Below are 16078 nucleotides of genomic sequence, written 5' to 3' on the forward strand. Positions count from 1 at the left end.
GTATGATTCGAGTATTGTTATTTGCGCACTTGCAAGAAGAAGCAGGGACAAGTGAATTACAAATAGAGAAAGAAAATATTACGGTTGCACAGTTAAAAGATGTTGTTGCGAACGAATATAATGTACCAGTTTCAGAGCCAATTATGGTTGCGATTAATGAAGAATATGCAAATGAAGATGACAAGGTCCAATCTGGTGATGTTGTTGCACTAATCCCACCAGTGAGCGGTGGTTAATATTGGATTCATTAAAACGACTTTCCTATATAGGGAAAGTCGTTTTTTTATGGCAGTTTTGAGAACACTAATCTATAGAACAAGGAGGGAATTATGAAAAAAATATGTGTAGTTATGACAATGCTATGTGCGTCTTTTTTCTCTTCTCCAAGTGATTCTTTCGCGAAAGAATCAAGAGAACAGCTTTTAGAGAGTGCATTATCAAATAGGTACTATTCAGTTATTAGACAAGTGACAGAAGATCAATATGAATGTGCTTCAGTCATAAATATAAAGCGTCTCGGCAAGAAAGATGAATTTGTTCCTAGGTATGAAGTGAAGCTACAATTTCTTACATTTCAAGGAGCGCATAATCCCCCGAACGATAAAGTTACGCTTACTTTGGAAGACCATTTAGATCACGTAAAGATAAAGAAAGTGGAGCGAGAAAAGAATGTTTCTGACGCTATTGCAGAAAAAGTTTGTGAACGGGAAAAAGAAAAAATAAAAGCTCACTCTAATGACTTAGAGTGATAACCTATGCATTTAGTAAAGAAAGGTAATGAGTGATGGATATATTTTTAGCGATTTTACCAGCTATATTTTGGGGAAGTATTGTGCTATTTAACGTAAAACTGGGCGGGGGACCGTATAGTCAAACGCTCGGAACAACGTTTGGAGCACTTATTTTCTCAATTGTTGTTTATATTTTTATGAAGCCAGTATTAACACCTACCGTTATCGGAGTTGGAGTTGTGTCAGGTTTATTTTGGGCGCTTGGTCAGGCAAATCAATTGAAAAGTATTGATTTAATGGGTGTTTCGAGGACGATGCCAATTTCAACAGGACTTCAATTAGTCGCGACGACTTTATTTGGCGTTATCGTATTTCATGAATGGTCCACGACAATATCGGTCGTCCTTGGGATTTTAGCGCTCGTTTGTATTATTATCGGTGTTATTTTAACATCGCTTCAAAGTGAAGAAGAAAAGAATGCAGAGCAAGCAGCAAACTTTAAAAGAGGTATCGTAATTTTATTAATTTCAACAGTCGGCTATTTAGTTTACGTAGTAGTGATTAGACTATTTAACGTAGATGGTTGGTCAGCTTTGTTGCCACAAGCAGTTGGTATGGTGTTAGGTGGGATTTTGCTTACCTTTAAACATCATCCATTTAATAAATATGCAATCCGAAATATTATTCCAGGATTAATTTGGGCAGCTGGAAATATGTTTTTATTCATTTCGCAGCCGCGTGTTGGAGTCGCAACAAGTTTCTCGCTATCGCAAATGGGAATTATTATTTCCACGCTTGGTGGGATCCTTATATTAGGTGAAAAGAAAACGAAACGTCAATTAACGGGTATCGTTGTCGGTATTGTTTTTATTATCGCAGCCGGAATTATGTTAGGTATAGCCAAAAGTTAGAGGAGGTATGGAAATGTATAGTGATTTAGCAGGGAAAGTTGTCGTTATTACAGGATCAGCAACTGGTCTCGGAAGAGCGATGGGAGTGAGGTTTGCTAAGGAAAAAGCGAAAGTGGTTATTAATTATCGCTCACGAGAGTCAGAAGCGAATGATGTGTTAGAAGAAATTAAAAAGGTAGGCGGCGAAGCGATTGCTGTAAAAGGTGATGTAACCGTCGAATCGGATGTTGTGAATCTCATTCAATCTGCTGTGAAAGAGTTTGGTACGCTTGACGTTATGATTAATAATGCAGGGATAGAAAACGCGGTACCGTCGCATGAAATGCCGCTTGAAGATTGGAATAGGGTAATTAATACAAATTTAACAGGTGCTTTTTTAGGAAGTCGTGAAGCGATTAAATATTTTGTAGAACATGATATTAAAGGGTCAGTCATTAATATGTCTAGTGTTCATGAGAAAATTCCGTGGCCACTATTTGTGCACTATGCAGCAAGTAAGGGTGGTATTAAACTGATGACAGAAACGTTAGCGCTAGAGTATGCGCCAAAAGGTATTCGAGTAAATAATATAGGACCAGGTGCAATTAATACCCCGATCAATGCAGAAAAGTTTGCTGATCCTAAAAAACGTGCTGACGTAGAAAGTATGATACCGATGGGCTACATTGGAAAACCTGAAGAAATCGCAGCAGTAGCAACTTGGCTCGCTTCATCAGAGGCGAGTTACGTAACGGGAATTACGCTATTTGCAGATGGTGGAATGACGTTATATCCATCGTTTCAAGCTGGGCGTGGGTAATATAAAAGGACGAAGAGATAAAACTCTTCGTCCTTTTTTTACAAAAAAAAATAGCGGCCAGCTATTTTAAATTTAGTGATTAATTGTATCTTGAAGAAATTCTGTTGCTTGATGTTCAGAAACATTTTGTACGAGTGCAACTTCACTAATCATCATTTTTCGGGCGTTATCTAGCATTTGTTTTTCACTCGCATTTAAAGTTCTCTCTTTATTGCGGCGAAGTAAATCCCGAACAACTTCTGCGCTATCTTGTAAATTGCCGTTTTTCATTTTTTCCATATTCATTGTATATCTTTGTTTCCATGAGAGTGATGTGTCTGACTCCCCGTTTTGAAATTCAAGAAGTATATCATCTAACGTACCTCGATCAACGATATAACGAATACCTGATTTTTTTAATTGATCCATCGGAAGCATTACTTGCATATCTTTACTAATGATGCGTATCACACAATATTGACGTGAAGTACCTAATATTTCTTTCTCTTCAATTGCTTCGATGATTCCTGCACCGTGCATTGGATAAACGATTTTATCACCAATTTGAAACAAATCATCCACCTCCATATGTGGTAACCACTTTTAATGATAGCATACGTATGTAAAAATGTCAAATTTTATATAATAACATAATATTTATATTCGAGTCAATAAGGTAAATTGCTTTTTTTGTATTTTTTTCGGGTTTTATTTATAGTGATTTTTTTAGAAAAATAGTACAGGTGAAGAAAGAAGGCATATCCACTTATTTTTAAGCATAAAATGTAAAAGCGCTAATACAATATACCTAAATCCGTTCTTTGCAAAGGAGGGAGAGAAGGTGGGGCGCACAATAAAAATTGATATTACAAATAAAGTTGTAGCTAAATTTAGACCAAATTATTTGGAATTATATACGAGTAAATTTATGATAGGTAAGTTTTATGTCTATACTGAAGATAAAAAATATGTGTTAGAAGACGGATATATATATGAAAATGGAAAGTTTTATCGCATCATAGATACGCACCGTGGCAATAATCAAGCGGCGGAGGGCTGCGATCTAGGATGGTGTTAACATGATTCGTGTGAAAGTTTTTGATGAAAGTCACGAAAAAGACTTAGAAGACGCTGTGAATGTGTTTTTGAAAAAGATTGATGATAGCAACTTTGTAGATATTAAGTATCAAGTTGGTGTTTCTATTAACGACGATGAAAACCAAATTTATTGTTTTTCAGCAATGATCGTTTATAAAGCATAAAAAAGAGCTGGCTCACCCAGCTCTTTTTTATGTTTTATGTTGGGACAACATGTGTCGGTAATACGTTCATAATAGATTGGGTTGTGCCTAATTTCTTTGTCGTTAAAAGAGGCTCCCCTGTTTCATGGTTTTGGGCATCTTTACACATACCAAGGTGATAACGATCACCTAAAAATGGATCAATATAAAAACCGTTTTTGAATACTTTATCATTTGGATGTTTTTCATGATGAATATCAGAGCAGTTAATGCAATAGAACATAGCTTTCATCCCCTTTTTATTTTTGTTTGAAAAAAGTGAGTCGGTAGTCATTTCGCTCCTGAGGAAATGTTGAGGAGAAGAGAAATAACTACCTACTCAAATGGTGGGCATATTCCTTCTGACTTTGTCATATCTCGCGTATTGTCCCTTGAGGGAAGGAGGAGAGACGAAGTACGCATGATATAAGTAAGGCGCTTCTTTCAAGATGAATGATGGAGTTTCATGTTGAGAGAAGTTTTTATTTTTTGTTGCCTTTGTGAGTATATTATGAGGAAATGCTCAGAGGGTGTTTGTCCTGTTGAAAAAATGTTGAGAATTTCTCAACAGTAAAAAAGAGTTAGCGTTGACATGAAACTAAAAGGTGTTATATTATACAAATGAAACCAAAAGGTGTTATATTTGAGTGCCGAGTAAAGGAGAATGAAAATGGAACAAAAAAATACATTAAATGATATTAAACAAACAATCGTTTTTAACGCGTCTATTCAAAAGGTATGGAGTGTAGTATCAACTGCAGAAGGGATTGCGTCATGGTTTATGCCAAATGATTTTGTATTAGAGGTAGGACATGAATTTCATGTGCAATCACCATTTGGGCCATCACCATGTAAAGTATTAGAAATTGATGAACCAAACCATTTATCTTTCTCATGGGATACAGATGGCTGGGTTGTTTCATTTGATTTGAAAGACTTAGGAGATAACAAAACAGAATTTACGTTAATTCACGGCGGCTGGAAACATCCTGATGAAATTCTTCCGAAAGCAAATGCGAAGAGCTCTATTATTCGCGATAGAATGAGCGGTGGTTGGGTAGCGATTGTAAATGAAAAACTGAAAAAGGTTGTCGAAGGCTAAGTGTCCTCGTCAGCAGCGAAATATGATGTATTTCAAGCAATTGCTGATCCAACCCGCCGAGAAGTAATACGGTTATTAAGTGACAAAGAGTTACCGATTTCCAAAATAACGGATCATTTTCCGATGAGTCGTACTGCGGTTGTAAAGCACCTTCATATTCTTTCGGAAGCGAATTTAGTAAGTGGAAGAAAAAGCGGAAGAGAGAAGATATATCGTTTGCATCCAGAACCATTAGAAGAATTACAACAATGGCTCTCGTATTATGAACGTTTTTGGGATAATAAATTATCCATGCTGAAACATATTGTGGAGAATGAAGAATAAAAAAGGATGACCAAAATGGTCATCCTTTTTATTGTTGCTCACTTGTTTGTGTAGCTGGCTTTAATAAGAGCCAAGCGATAATTAATGTAAATACTGCTAATACGAAAGTGCTCATATAAATGACGTGTACGCTTGATGCTAATGCAGATTGCGATTCGGTTACTACGTTTGCTGTAGTACCGCTATGTCCACCAGATACAAGATCAAGATTTTTAATACCACGTGCGTGAATCATCGTATTGAAGATTGTACCGAATATTGCAGCACCTAACGTTTGACTAAATGTATTAATAAATGTGTTTAAACCAACAGCTGTTCCACGTGTATGAGCTGGTACGGCTGCTTGAATTGTTACCATGTAAATCGGTGTCACAAGCCCCATGCCTAAGCCGAATAATCCGACTGCTACATAAATAAGGAACGATGGTGAATTTGTTGATAGTGTAAATAATAAGAACGTAGCGACTGATAAAATGCTAGCTCCAAGTAAAATGATTTGTTTCGTTTTTAATTTGCCTACTAAGTTACCAGAGAAAATAGCGCCAAATGTCCACATAACAGGAATTGGCATTAAAATAAGTCCAGCTTCTGTAGCGTTTTTCCCTAATACACCTTGGCTCCAAATTGGAAGGTACATTGTAATACTAATAATCATTGCGCCAGCAATAAGAGTTAATATATTTATCGTAGATAATGTACGGTTAGAGAAAAGCGCTAGCGGAATTAATGGTTCCGGAGATTTCTTCTCGATGAATAAGAAAATAATAAATGAAATAGCGGCAAAGATTAATAGGCCGATAATTGTCATGTCTCCCCAGTTTTGCTTACTACTACCTGTTAATAATGCATATAGTAGAGCGATTGTACTTAATGAGAAGACTGTTGCACCAAGATAATCGATATGATGCTTAGCAGGTTTAATAGATTCTTTGTAGTAAATTGCAATCATTAAGCAAGCGATAATTCCGAATGGAACGTTTAGGAAGAAAATATAACGCCAAGAAAGGGAATCAACTAAAAATCCACCTACTAACGGTCCGATAACACCGGATACACCCCAAACGGCACTCATCCAACCTTGTGCTTTCGCGCGGTCTTTCGCTTCGCTATATAAGTCTCCAATAATCGTCATTGTGATTGGCATAACAGCACCAGCACCGATACCTTGAAGCGCGCGGAAGAAGATTAATTGTTCCATCGATGTAACGACTCCGCAAAGTGCAGAACCGACTAAAAAGATTGTAGCTCCGATCAGTAAAACTTTTTTACGGCCAAATAAATCAGCGAGCTTTCCGTATATTGGAGTCGAAACAGCTGTTGCAAGCATATAAATTGCATATACCCAACTAACAAGTTCGACGCCTGACAAATCACTCGTTATACGAGGGATTGCTGTACTAACAATCGTTCCTTCTACCGCAGAAAGAAACGTCATTAACATTAAAGACATCATGACTTTTTTTCTCATTTGTTTTTCCCCTTACCCTTTTTTAAATATTCAACAATATAAAATATAAAGGTACTAAGGTATATAAAGCAACAAAAAAGCAATGGGAAGTTAAGTGGAGCCTATGTTTGTCGTTTCTTGTCGGTAAGTCGATATATTTGGGAAATCGCCGATATAAGTTGCAGAATCGCTGATAAATTTGTGGAATCGCTCATATAATTTCATGTACCTATAAAAAAAGAAACAGGAATCCCTGTTTCTTTTTTAATACTGCATTTTCGCGTTTTCTCCAGCTGTCGTTCCGGCAATTCTACCAGTAACAAGGGCTGATGTAATATTATAGCCACCAGTATAACCATGAATATCAAGAACTTCTCCGCAGAAATATAAGCCGTTCGTAAATTTAGAAGACATTTCTTTCGGATTAATTTCTTTCACGGATACACCGCCGCCAGTAACGAATGCTTTTTCAATTGACTGCGTACCATTTACATTCACAGTAAACTCTTTAAAGTCTTTCACAAGTGCACGAATCTTTTCGTGAGAAACTTGTCCAGCTTGTTCGCTGCCGTCAATTTCATTTTTTTCTAATAAGAATAGGAAGTAACGTTCAGGAACATAACCTTTTAAAACGTTTTTAATTCCTTTTTTCGGATCTTCTTTCATTTGTTTCAGCATGCGCTGAAATAGTTGCTCACTATTTTCCTCTGGCAATGCATCAATACTCATTTGTATTGTATTCGTTTTAAACTTTTTCAGTGCTTTCACGACGAATTGGCTACAGCGAAGAGCAGCAGGTCCAGATAGGCCGAAATGAGTGAAGAGCATGTCCATTTTGTGAGAAATGATAGCTTTTCCTTTCGGGTTTAATACACTTAAGTTTATATCACGTAAAGCAAGACCTTGTAATGAGCGGTCACGTATAAACGGCTCGTTTGAAAGGATAGGTACTTCTGTTGGGAATAATTCTGTGATTGTATGACCCGCTTTTTCAGCCCAAGCATATCCGTCTCCAGTAGATCCAGTTTGAGGAACTGATTTTCCGCCAACAGCGATAACGACGTGATTTGTTTCTAACACTTCGCCTGTTTGCAGTATAACTGCTTTTGTTTGACCATTTTCATATTCAATCGTTTCAACAGGCGTATTTGTACGAATTTTTACACCTAAGTCTTTTAATCGTGTTAAAAGTGCGTCTACAACAGATTGTGCTTTGTTTGACACAGGGAACATGCGACCGTGGTCTTCTTCTTTCAATTTAACACCGAGATTTTCGAAGAATGTAATAATATCTTCATTATTAAAAATAGAAAAAGCGCTGTATAAGAAGCGACCGTTTCCTGGTATATGTTTAACAATTTCATCAAGTGGTAGACGGTTCGTTACGTTACAGCGTCCGCCACCAGAAATTGCAAGTTTACGCCCAAGTTTATTTCCTTTATCAAGAAGTAAGACATTTGCGCCTTCTTCTGCAGCACCAATTGCAGCCATTAGCCCAGAAGGACCGCCGCCGATGACAATAACATCATAATGCATAATATATCGACCTCATTTTCTACATTTCCTGCCTAAAAGAATAGCATGTTTTCCCTTAAAAGAAAAATAGAGTGAAGTACTGCTTAATGAGAGAATTGTGGTACAATACAAAAGTTAGAGTTCAGCACTATCCTGCCATTTGTAGGCGATAAGACTAAAACCTCAAGATTTAGGAGAAGTAAATAGGGAGTCTGTTAGCCTGTAAATGCTCGAATGGTTCAACTAATAAGGAGTAGGAGAGAAGTCTCCAACTAATTATAGTTTCACTTTATGTAGATGTAGGAGGATTTTTGTATGTCCGATTCGAAATTTCTGCGCGGAACGCTTATTGTTACGCTAGGGACATTTTTAGTAAAGTTCTTAGGCATGATTTACGTCTTTCCGTTTCATGCATTAGTAGGAACAGAAGGCGGAACGCTCTATACATATGGATACATTCCATATACGATCTTTTTAAGTATCGCAACGGCAGGTGTGCCACTTGCTGTTTCAAAATTTGTTTCCAAATATAATGCGCTTGGCGATTATAAAACGAGCCGGAGAATGTTCCGCTCGGGAATGGTTATGATGATAGTAACAGGAGTTCTTTCGTTCCTAGTACTGTATATGACGGCGCCATTGTTTGCAGAAGCGATGCTTGGTAAACAAAGTATACACAATAATGTAGGAGAAGTTACGACGATCATTCGTCTTGTAAGCTTCGCGCTTATTGTTGTACCAGCAGCGAGTTTAATTCGTGGTTATTTCCAAGGTCACCAGTCTATGGGGCCAACTACCGTTTCACAAATTATTGAACAAATTATTCGTATCGTCTTTTTATTAGCAGGTAGTTTTATCGTTATTAAAGTACTTGGCGGTACAGTTGCAACAGCAGTTGGAGTAGCGACATTTGCTGCGTTCGTTTCAGCGGTTGGAGCACTCGGTGTGTTAATTTGGTACTGGCTAAAACGTAAAAAATATTTGGATCAATATTTAATTGAACAAACTGTACCAGAATCAACAGTAAGCACCGTTCAATTGTTTAAAGAGTTATTTGCATATGCGATTCCTTACGTTGTAATTGGGTTAACAATTCCTTTATATCAACAAATTGATACATTGACATTTAACTCAATTATGCAGGCGATTGGTCAAGGTGATATCGCAGAGCGAGCTCTCGGTATTTTCACAATGTGGACGCATAAGTTAATTATGATTCCTGTATCACTTGCAACAGCGTTTAGTTTAACGCTTGTACCAGCAATCACAAAATCATTTACTGAAAAACAATACCGCTATTTGAAATTACAAATTACACAAACATTCCAGGCAAATATGTTTTTAACATTGCCAGCAGTTGTCGGTATTTCTTCACTTGCATATCCAATTTATACTGCGTTTTACGATTCAGATCCACTAGGTGGACAAGTATTAATGTGGTATGCACCAGTTGCGTTGTTATTCGCTTTATTTACAGTAACAGCGGCAATCCTGCAAGGTATTAACCAGCAGAAGCATGCGATTATTGCGCTGATAATGGGCGTTATTTTGAAATTTGTATGTAACGTAATCTTTATTCGTTATTTCGGTACAGTAGGAGCAATTCTAGCGACAGCAGTTGGTTTCTTAGCTTCTGTTTGGTACACAAATCAACAAATTAAAAAATACGCACACTATTCATTCGGTGTTGTATATAAAAGAACATTCCAAATTGCAGTACTGACACTTATAATGGTCGTTGCTGTAAAACTATCACAATGGATTCTATCCTTCATGATTTCGCCTGATGGCCGTATTGGTGCTCTTATAACAGTTGCGATTTGTGCAGGTATTGGCGGTCTTGTTTACGGATTGTTAGCAATTCGCACAGGAGTACTTGAAAGAGTATTTGGTGGAGAAGCATTAGATAAAATTCAACGTAAACTTGGTAGTAGATTTAAAATAAAGTTGAAATCAAGAGGGGCGTAATTACGTCCCCTTTTCTATGATAAATAAAGAAGGTGAAAAACGTGAGATTAGATAAATTATTAGCAAATATGGGATATGGAAGTAGAAAAGAAGTAAAGAAATTATTGAAAGATGGCGTTGTGAAAATTGATGGAACGCCAGTAAAAGATGCGAAAGTTCATGTAAATGTAGAAGAGCAAGAAGTTATGATTCACGGTGAAGTTGTGGAATACAAAGAATTTGTTTACTTAATGATGCATAAACCACAAGGTGTTATTTCAGCGACGGAAGATGATAATCATGAAACAGTAATAGATTTATTAGAATTAGAAGATGCAATCTTTGATCCGTTCCCAGTTGGACGACTTGATATCGATACGGAAGGCTTCTTATTGATAACAAATGATGGGAAGTTATCACATCAATTATTATCTCCGAAAAAGCATGTGCCGAAAAAATATTATGCACACGTTGCAGGAGTAGTAACAGAAGAGGATGTAAAAGAATTTGCTAAAGGTGTTATTTTAGACGATGGCTATGAAACAAAGCCAGGTGCACTTACAATATTGAAAAGCGATGATATTTCTGAAATTGAGCTTGTGATTACGGAAGGGAAATTCCATCAAGTGAAGCGTATGTTTGAAGCGGTAGGAAAAAAAGTAGTCTACCTAAAGAGAACAGAGATGGGTCCGTTAGTATTAGATGAAGAACTAGAACTTGGACAATACCGAGAGCTAACAGATGAAGAAGTAGAAATGTTAAAAACATATCAAGTAGATACTGAAAAGTAGTACCTTTATAGGCGCAGAAAAGACCCCTTTCTAATTATTAGAAAGGGGTATGTATTTATTTACCATACAATTATTTTTCGTTATGAGGTCATTCTCACTTTCTTTCCTGTTGTTGTCCACTTACCGCGGCAAGGGCTATACACGAGTTCATTAAACTGCAACACATTTAGATCACGTTGTATCGTTCGCGGTGTGATCCCGAACTCATCTACAAGGTCTTTCGTCGTTACCGTTCCGTTTTCATTGATGTACATATAAATTGATTTAATGCGTGTTAGCATACGAGTAGTTGTAGGTTTCAAGAGAAAACCACTCCTCTACTAGTTTTTTTGACCCCATTCAGGAAAGAAGGTCGTTACTACCATTGTACTCTACATGATAAAATTCATGCTTTAATCTACTTAAATTTTACAGAAATTTAACAAATATTCATATAGAAAAATATTGGTAGTTGACATTGTATATATGGTCAGTCAACTAACACATAAAATTCTACGTAAAACGCCAAATTCCTGCAAATTTTTTTGAAAAAACAAAAGAAAAACTAATAAGAAATATCTGAAATATTACAATTGTTCGGTATTTAGTTTTCGTGTATGGCATAAGAGATTTCTGTTTGTTATGATGAAAGAAACAATATAGTGAAGGATGGATGCGTGATGTCAGCAATTAATTGGACAGAAGAAGTTGCGAAACGAAAAGATGATTTAATTCGTGATACACAACAATTTTTACAAATTAAAAGTGTATGGGAAGAAGAATCTGCGAAAGAGGGCGCACCATTCGGTGAAGGTGTAGAAAAAGCTTTATCTTTCATGTTACATAAAGGAGAAACTGAAGGTTTTACTTCTAAAAATTTAGAAGGATATGCAGGTCATCTTGAAATGGGGCAAGGAGAAGAATTAGTAGGTATTCTCTGTCACGTTGACGTTGTACCAGAAGGAGATGGCTGGACGACTCCTGCATATAGTGCAGATATTCGCGACGGAAAGATTTTTGCACGTGGTGCAATTGACGATAAAGGCCCAACGATGGCAGCATATTATGCGATGAAAATTGTGAAAGAATTAGGCTTACCTCTTTCCAAACGTGTTCGTATGATTATAGGAACAGATGAGGAAAGCAATTGGAAATGTGTAGATCACTACTTTAAAAACGAAGAAATGCCAACAATCGGTTTTGCGCCAGACGCGGATTTTCCAATTATTAATGCAGAAAAAGGAATTTCTGATATACAAGTTGTGCAAAATGGTAGTGAAGAGAAAAAAGGTACATATGAACTTGTTTCATTTGATTCAGGGCGCCGTTTAAATATGGTTCCTGATTTTGCAGAAGCGGTTATTACAGGAGAAGATGTAAATGCACTTACAGTAGCATATGAAGAGTATTTACAAACTGCTAAAAAAATAGGGAAATCGACTATAGAAGGAAATACAGTGACGTTGCAAATAGAAGGAATTTCAGCGCACGGATCTACTCCTGAAAAAGGAGAAAATGCAGGTTTATTATTAGCAAACTTCTTAACTACAGTTTCACTTGATGGAAAAGCAACTGCATTTGCGACATTTGCAACAGAAACATTTACTGGTGATATTTTTGGTGAAAAAGCTACTATTGCTTATAAAGATGAAATTAGCGGTCCGTTAACAGTGAATGTCGGTCGCATTTGTTATACGAAAGAAAACGGTGGTAACTTAGGGCTAAACGTACGTTACCCAGTTACAACTAACTTTGAAGAAACAATTGTGAAGTTGAAAGCATATGTTGGTACGCATGGTTTTGAAGTGGCTGACTATTCTAATTCTCGCCCGCATCACGTCGATAAAGATCACGTATTAATCCGTACGTTACAACGTGTGTATGAAGAACAAACAGGTGAAAAAGCAGAACTATTAGCAATCGGCGGCGGTACTTATGCTCGTTCATTAAAAGCTGGTGTGGCATTTGGCCCGCTATTCCCTGGAAAAGAAGAACTTGCGCATCAAAAAGATGAGTATATCGAAATTGAAGACTTATTAAAAGCAACAGCAATTTACGCGCAAGCAATTCATGAATTAGCGAAGTAATGGATATATAAATAATGTCCGCTCTCTATTTTGGAGAGCGGCTTCTTTTTACCTGAATGAGATAAGAAAGAAAAGCAACAATAGAAAGAAGGAGAAGATGTACATGGAACTGCATTATTTTGTCGCAATTACGTTACCGAATCATATAAAAGAAATGCTATCTAACTATAAAGAGGACATGCAAGAGGAATTACAATTTCGTTCATGGGTACATAAAGAAGACTATCATATTACCCTTTCATTTTTAGGGAGTGCAACGGAGGAACAGTTAGAGGGAATAAAGAATGGATTACAAACAATTGCAGAAACAAAAGAACTATCGTTCACATTACAAGGTTTTTCAACGTTTGGTAGGGAAGATCAGCCTCGTATTTTTTGGGCGAAGGTAAGTGAGAATCACGATTTGTTTCAGTTGCAAAAGCAAATACATGCCATTTGTGAAGAAAATGGATTTTCTCTAGAAACACGCCCATATCACCCGCATATTACCGTTGCTCGTAAATGGATAGGGGAAGAAAAGTTTCGTTTAGAAAGTATAAAAGAAGTGCCTGAAATATCATTTCAAGCAGATACAATTACTTTATACGAATCCCAAGTGAAAGAAACCCCGAAGTATAAATCGATTGCTGAAATAAAATTACAAAAATAGAATGTTGAAAACGTTTTTTATGCAGGTGAATATACTATAGAGAAGAATGGAGTTACTGTATAGAGTCTTGTTGATAAGAAAAGCCTTATCATTTGCAGCTCATTTTATCTCGCCTAATTGGTGAAGGCTAATAATAAGTGAGGATGGAGAAATTTTCTCGCTCATTAAAGTTTCACTTTATTTTAACTTTGAGAATGATGGTGATTTTTTTATGTTGAAAGTAAAACGTCCATTTGATGCCTATTTAGATGAAATGAATAAAATTACAATTTTGCTCCCACATGCGTATGGAACAAGTCGGACATTTCGTTTGCAAGAAGGAAGTAACGTGAAAGATTTACCGATTGCTCATACTATTGCGCTTCCAGATGCAACGAAGTATGAGTGCTTTATAGAAGAGCCGCTAGATGTGGGGAAGTATTATACAGTACGAGATGAACGGAATGAAGAAACTGATTTACAAATAGGTGCTGTTATTCGAACAAAAATCTTCGATGAAAAGTATTATTACGAAGGTACAGATTTAGGTGCTGTTTATCAAAAAGAAGAAACGACATTTAAAGTATGGGCCCCAACTGCAAGGCTTGCGAAAGTAAGAATTTATAAGAGCGATAAAGAATATACCGATCATGAAATGTACAGGGGAGAAAACGGAGTTTGGATTCAAACATTACAAGGTGATTTAGACGGAGCACGCTATACATTTCTTGTTTGTATTAATTTAATATGGAACGAAGCGGTGGATCCTTACGCAAAGTCAGTGACTGTAAATGGAAAGTATGGCATTGTTATCGATTTAGAAAAGACGACTGTAACGAAACGAGAGCAATTACCACCATTACAAGCAATGACAGATGCCATATTGTATGAATTGCATATTCGTGATGCTACTATTCATCCGAACAGTGGAGTGAGTAAAAAAGGGACGTATAAAGGGCTAATGGAAGAAGGAACAACAGGACGAAATGGGACATTGACAGGTTTGTCTCATATAAAAGATTTAGGCGTTACGCATGTTGAATTATTGCCTTTATATTGTTTCGGTGGTGTGGATGAGGCGAATCCTTCTTCTGCCTATAATTGGGGGTACAATCCATTATATTACAATGCACCAACAGCATATTATGCTACAAACCCCTCTGATCCGTATAACAGGATAGTTGAGTGCAAACAACTAATTGAAACATTTCATGAACAAGGTATTAGGGTGATTATAGATGTTGTATATAATCATGTTTATGAAAGAGAGCTATCATCATTTGAGAAGCTTGTTCCAGGATATTATTTTCGTCATGGTGAAGATGGTATGCCTTCTAATGGGACGGGAGTCGGAAATGATATAGCGTCTGAACGGAAAATGATGAGGAAATTCATTGTAGAGTCTATTTTATATTGGCTTACTGAATACAATGTCGATGGATTCCGATTCGACTTAATGGGAATTTTAGATATTGATACAATGAATATGATAGAGAAAGAAGTGCGAAACATAAAACGAGATGCTTTGTTATTAGGAGAAGGATGGGATTTACAAACACCGCTTCCTCTTGAGGAAAAAGCAACGTTAAATAATGCGAAGAAAATGCCACATATCGCGCAGTTTAATGATCAATTTCGTGATGGGATAAAAGGGAGTACATTTCATATAAATAAGCGTGGTTTTGCATTTGGTGGGCATGTAGACTGTAATCATTTGCAGTATATTGCAGCAGGAAGTCTTTTAAGTATGAAAGAAACAGGGCTGTTTTTAGAGCCGGCGCAAAGCATTAACTATGTAGAATGTCATGATAATATGACGATGTGGGATAAACTAGTGCGCAGTAATGAAGAATCGGAAACGATTTTGAAAAAACGTCACCTATTAGCGAGCGCAATGGTTATTCTTTCACAAGGCATTCCTTTCTTACACGCAGGGCAAGAGTTTTATCGTACGAAGAAAGGAAATGAAAATAGTTATAATGCAAATGATGAGATCAATCAATTAGATTGGGATCAAAAAGAGAAAGAGATAGAAACCGTTAACTATATAAAAGGTTTAATTGCGATTCGTAAAGAGCATGGGGCATTCCGATTACAAAATGCAGACCTTATAAAAAAACATATGACTTTTTTACAAACATCTACAGAAGTACTTGCATATCACCTAGAGCATGCAGAATCGTTTGGGCCGTGGAAAGAGATTATCGTCTTATTTAATAGCGGTTTAGAAGCTAAAACTGTGCAACTTCCGAAAGAAGCAACGTGGCATGTGTTAGTAAACGAAAACGAAGCGAAAATAGAGCCAATTTCTTCATTTAGAGGAAAGGAACTTAGGCTCGCTCCAATTAGCACGTATATATTGACGATAATGTGACAAATCGCTACTTGACGATGAGAATGTAATAAATGTAGAATTGACAAAGGTGACGATTTTGATAAGTTGTCATTCTATGACAGGTTTTGTAAAATAAAATAGAGGATTTTTGGCTTAGGCTAATTTTTCTTTTCATTTACAGTAAAATATATGAATCCACAACATGTGTAGAAATGTTGCGGTT

At 36.7% G+C, this 16078-nt stretch carries 18 protein-coding genes; 13 read left to right on the forward strand and 5 right to left on the reverse strand.

Features of this window, described 5'->3' with window-relative positions:
* Nucleotides 1-2: 2 nt before the first annotated feature.
* The 4 genes from moaD (at nucleotide 3) to MKY38_RS26165 (ending at nucleotide 2441) form a co-directional block, all read left to right on the forward strand.
* Nucleotides 3-236 (forward strand): molybdopterin converting factor subunit 1, encoded by a 234-nt coding sequence (gene moaD, locus MKY38_RS26150; protein ID WP_000621777.1) that lies wholly within the window; start codon nucleotides 3-5, stop codon nucleotides 234-236.
* A 93-nt stretch (nucleotides 237-329) separates the two neighbouring features.
* The gene (locus tag MKY38_RS26155) at nucleotides 330-749 is read left to right on the forward strand and encodes a DUF3888 domain-containing protein (RefSeq protein WP_000717684.1); all 420 of its coding nucleotides are present in this window, start codon (nucleotides 330-332) and stop codon (nucleotides 747-749) included.
* Nucleotides 750-784: 35 nt separating this feature from the next.
* Nucleotides 785-1642, forward strand: a complete 858-nt coding sequence (gene glcU / locus MKY38_RS26160; RefSeq protein ID WP_000350861.1) for a glucose uptake protein GlcU — start codon at nucleotides 785-787, stop codon at nucleotides 1640-1642.
* A gap of 13 nt (nucleotides 1643-1655) precedes the next feature.
* Nucleotides 1656-2441, forward strand: coding sequence for a glucose 1-dehydrogenase (locus tag MKY38_RS26165; protein ID WP_000286673.1), 786 nt, complete (start codon nucleotides 1656-1658; stop codon nucleotides 2439-2441).
* A gap of 72 nt (nucleotides 2442-2513) precedes the next feature.
* Here MKY38_RS26165 and MKY38_RS26170 read toward each other — a convergent pair whose 3' ends face one another.
* Nucleotides 2514-3008, reverse strand: coding sequence for a CarD family transcriptional regulator (locus tag MKY38_RS26170; protein ID WP_000451445.1), 495 nt, complete (start codon nucleotides 3006-3008; stop codon nucleotides 2514-2516).
* Between the two features lie 253 nt (nucleotides 3009-3261).
* Here MKY38_RS26170 and MKY38_RS26175 point away from each other — a divergent pair, with 253 nt between their 5' ends.
* Together MKY38_RS26175 and MKY38_RS26180 are read left to right on the forward strand one after the other, a co-directional pair.
* Nucleotides 3262-3498: a DUF2553 family protein gene (locus tag MKY38_RS26175; RefSeq protein WP_000533804.1), complete on the forward strand. Its 237-nt coding sequence runs from the start codon at nucleotides 3262-3264 to the stop codon at nucleotides 3496-3498.
* A 1-nt stretch (nucleotide 3499) separates the two neighbouring features.
* The gene (locus MKY38_RS26180; protein WP_000621751.1) at nucleotides 3500-3682 is read left to right on the forward strand and encodes a sporulation protein Cse60; all 183 of its coding nucleotides are present in this window, start codon (nucleotides 3500-3502) and stop codon (nucleotides 3680-3682) included.
* A 34-nt stretch (nucleotides 3683-3716) separates the two neighbouring features.
* Here MKY38_RS26180 and MKY38_RS26185 read toward each other — a convergent pair whose 3' ends face one another.
* Nucleotides 3717-3944, reverse strand: a complete 228-nt coding sequence (locus tag MKY38_RS26185; RefSeq protein WP_000498989.1) for a DUF3973 domain-containing protein — start codon at nucleotides 3942-3944, stop codon at nucleotides 3717-3719.
* Nucleotides 3945-4370: 426 nt separating this feature from the next.
* Here MKY38_RS26185 and MKY38_RS26190 point away from each other — a divergent pair, with 426 nt between their 5' ends.
* Both MKY38_RS26190 and MKY38_RS26195 read left to right on the forward strand, forming a co-directional pair.
* Nucleotides 4371-4802, forward strand: a complete 432-nt coding sequence (locus MKY38_RS26190; protein WP_065222710.1) for an SRPBCC family protein — start codon at nucleotides 4371-4373, stop codon at nucleotides 4800-4802.
* Nucleotides 4803-5126, forward strand: a complete 324-nt coding sequence (locus MKY38_RS26195; RefSeq protein ID WP_000098837.1) for an ArsR/SmtB family transcription factor — start codon at nucleotides 4803-4805, stop codon at nucleotides 5124-5126.
* 28 nt (nucleotides 5127-5154) lie between these two features.
* Here the strand turns inward: MKY38_RS26195 and MKY38_RS26200 are convergent, their stop codons facing one another.
* Together MKY38_RS26200 and MKY38_RS26205 are read right to left on the reverse strand one after the other, a co-directional pair.
* Nucleotides 5155-6594, reverse strand: coding sequence for an MDR family MFS transporter (locus MKY38_RS26200; RefSeq protein ID WP_114556167.1), 1440 nt, complete (start codon nucleotides 6592-6594; stop codon nucleotides 5155-5157).
* A 243-nt stretch (nucleotides 6595-6837) separates the two neighbouring features.
* A complete protein-coding gene (locus tag MKY38_RS26205; RefSeq protein ID WP_000558859.1) occupies nucleotides 6838-8109 on the reverse strand; it encodes an NAD(P)/FAD-dependent oxidoreductase in 1272 nt (423 codons plus the stop codon).
* 294 nt (nucleotides 8110-8403) lie between these two features.
* Here MKY38_RS26205 and MKY38_RS26210 point away from each other — a divergent pair, with 294 nt between their 5' ends.
* Together MKY38_RS26210 and MKY38_RS26215 are read left to right on the forward strand one after the other, a co-directional pair.
* Nucleotides 8404-10056, forward strand: a complete 1653-nt coding sequence (locus tag MKY38_RS26210) for a putative polysaccharide biosynthesis protein (RefSeq protein ID WP_001284028.1) — start codon at nucleotides 8404-8406, stop codon at nucleotides 10054-10056.
* Between the two features lie 41 nt (nucleotides 10057-10097).
* Nucleotides 10098-10826 carry a pseudouridine synthase gene (locus MKY38_RS26215; RefSeq protein WP_001234947.1) on the forward strand — a complete coding sequence of 243 codons (729 nt, stop codon included), beginning with the start codon at nucleotides 10098-10100 and terminating at the stop codon, nucleotides 10824-10826.
* A gap of 80 nt (nucleotides 10827-10906) precedes the next feature.
* Here the strand turns inward: MKY38_RS26215 and MKY38_RS26220 are convergent, their stop codons facing one another.
* The gene (locus MKY38_RS26220; protein WP_000805512.1) at nucleotides 10907-11128 is read right to left on the reverse strand and encodes a DeoR family transcriptional regulator; all 222 of its coding nucleotides are present in this window, start codon (nucleotides 11126-11128) and stop codon (nucleotides 10907-10909) included.
* 357 nt (nucleotides 11129-11485) lie between these two features.
* Between MKY38_RS26220 and pepV the strand changes: the two genes are divergently transcribed.
* The 3 genes from pepV to pulA all read left to right on the forward strand — a co-directional run bounded on the left by pepV (nucleotide 11486) and on the right by pulA (nucleotide 15894).
* Nucleotides 11486-12892 (forward strand): dipeptidase PepV, encoded by a 1407-nt coding sequence (pepV, locus tag MKY38_RS26225; protein WP_070180578.1) that lies wholly within the window; start codon nucleotides 11486-11488, stop codon nucleotides 12890-12892.
* A gap of 103 nt (nucleotides 12893-12995) precedes the next feature.
* Nucleotides 12996-13541, forward strand: coding sequence for an RNA 2',3'-cyclic phosphodiesterase (thpR, locus tag MKY38_RS26230; protein ID WP_065222712.1), 546 nt, complete (start codon nucleotides 12996-12998; stop codon nucleotides 13539-13541).
* A 211-nt stretch (nucleotides 13542-13752) separates the two neighbouring features.
* Nucleotides 13753-15894, forward strand: a complete 2142-nt coding sequence (gene pulA / locus MKY38_RS26235; RefSeq protein WP_065222713.1) for a type I pullulanase — start codon at nucleotides 13753-13755, stop codon at nucleotides 15892-15894.
* Nucleotides 15895-16078 lie beyond the last annotated feature (184 nt).

Origin of the sequence: Bacillus sp. FSL R5-0585 (genome assembly GCF_038004545.1) — a bacterium.
Lineage (GTDB): Bacteria > Bacillota > Bacilli > Bacillales > Bacillaceae_G > Bacillus_A > Bacillus_A cereus.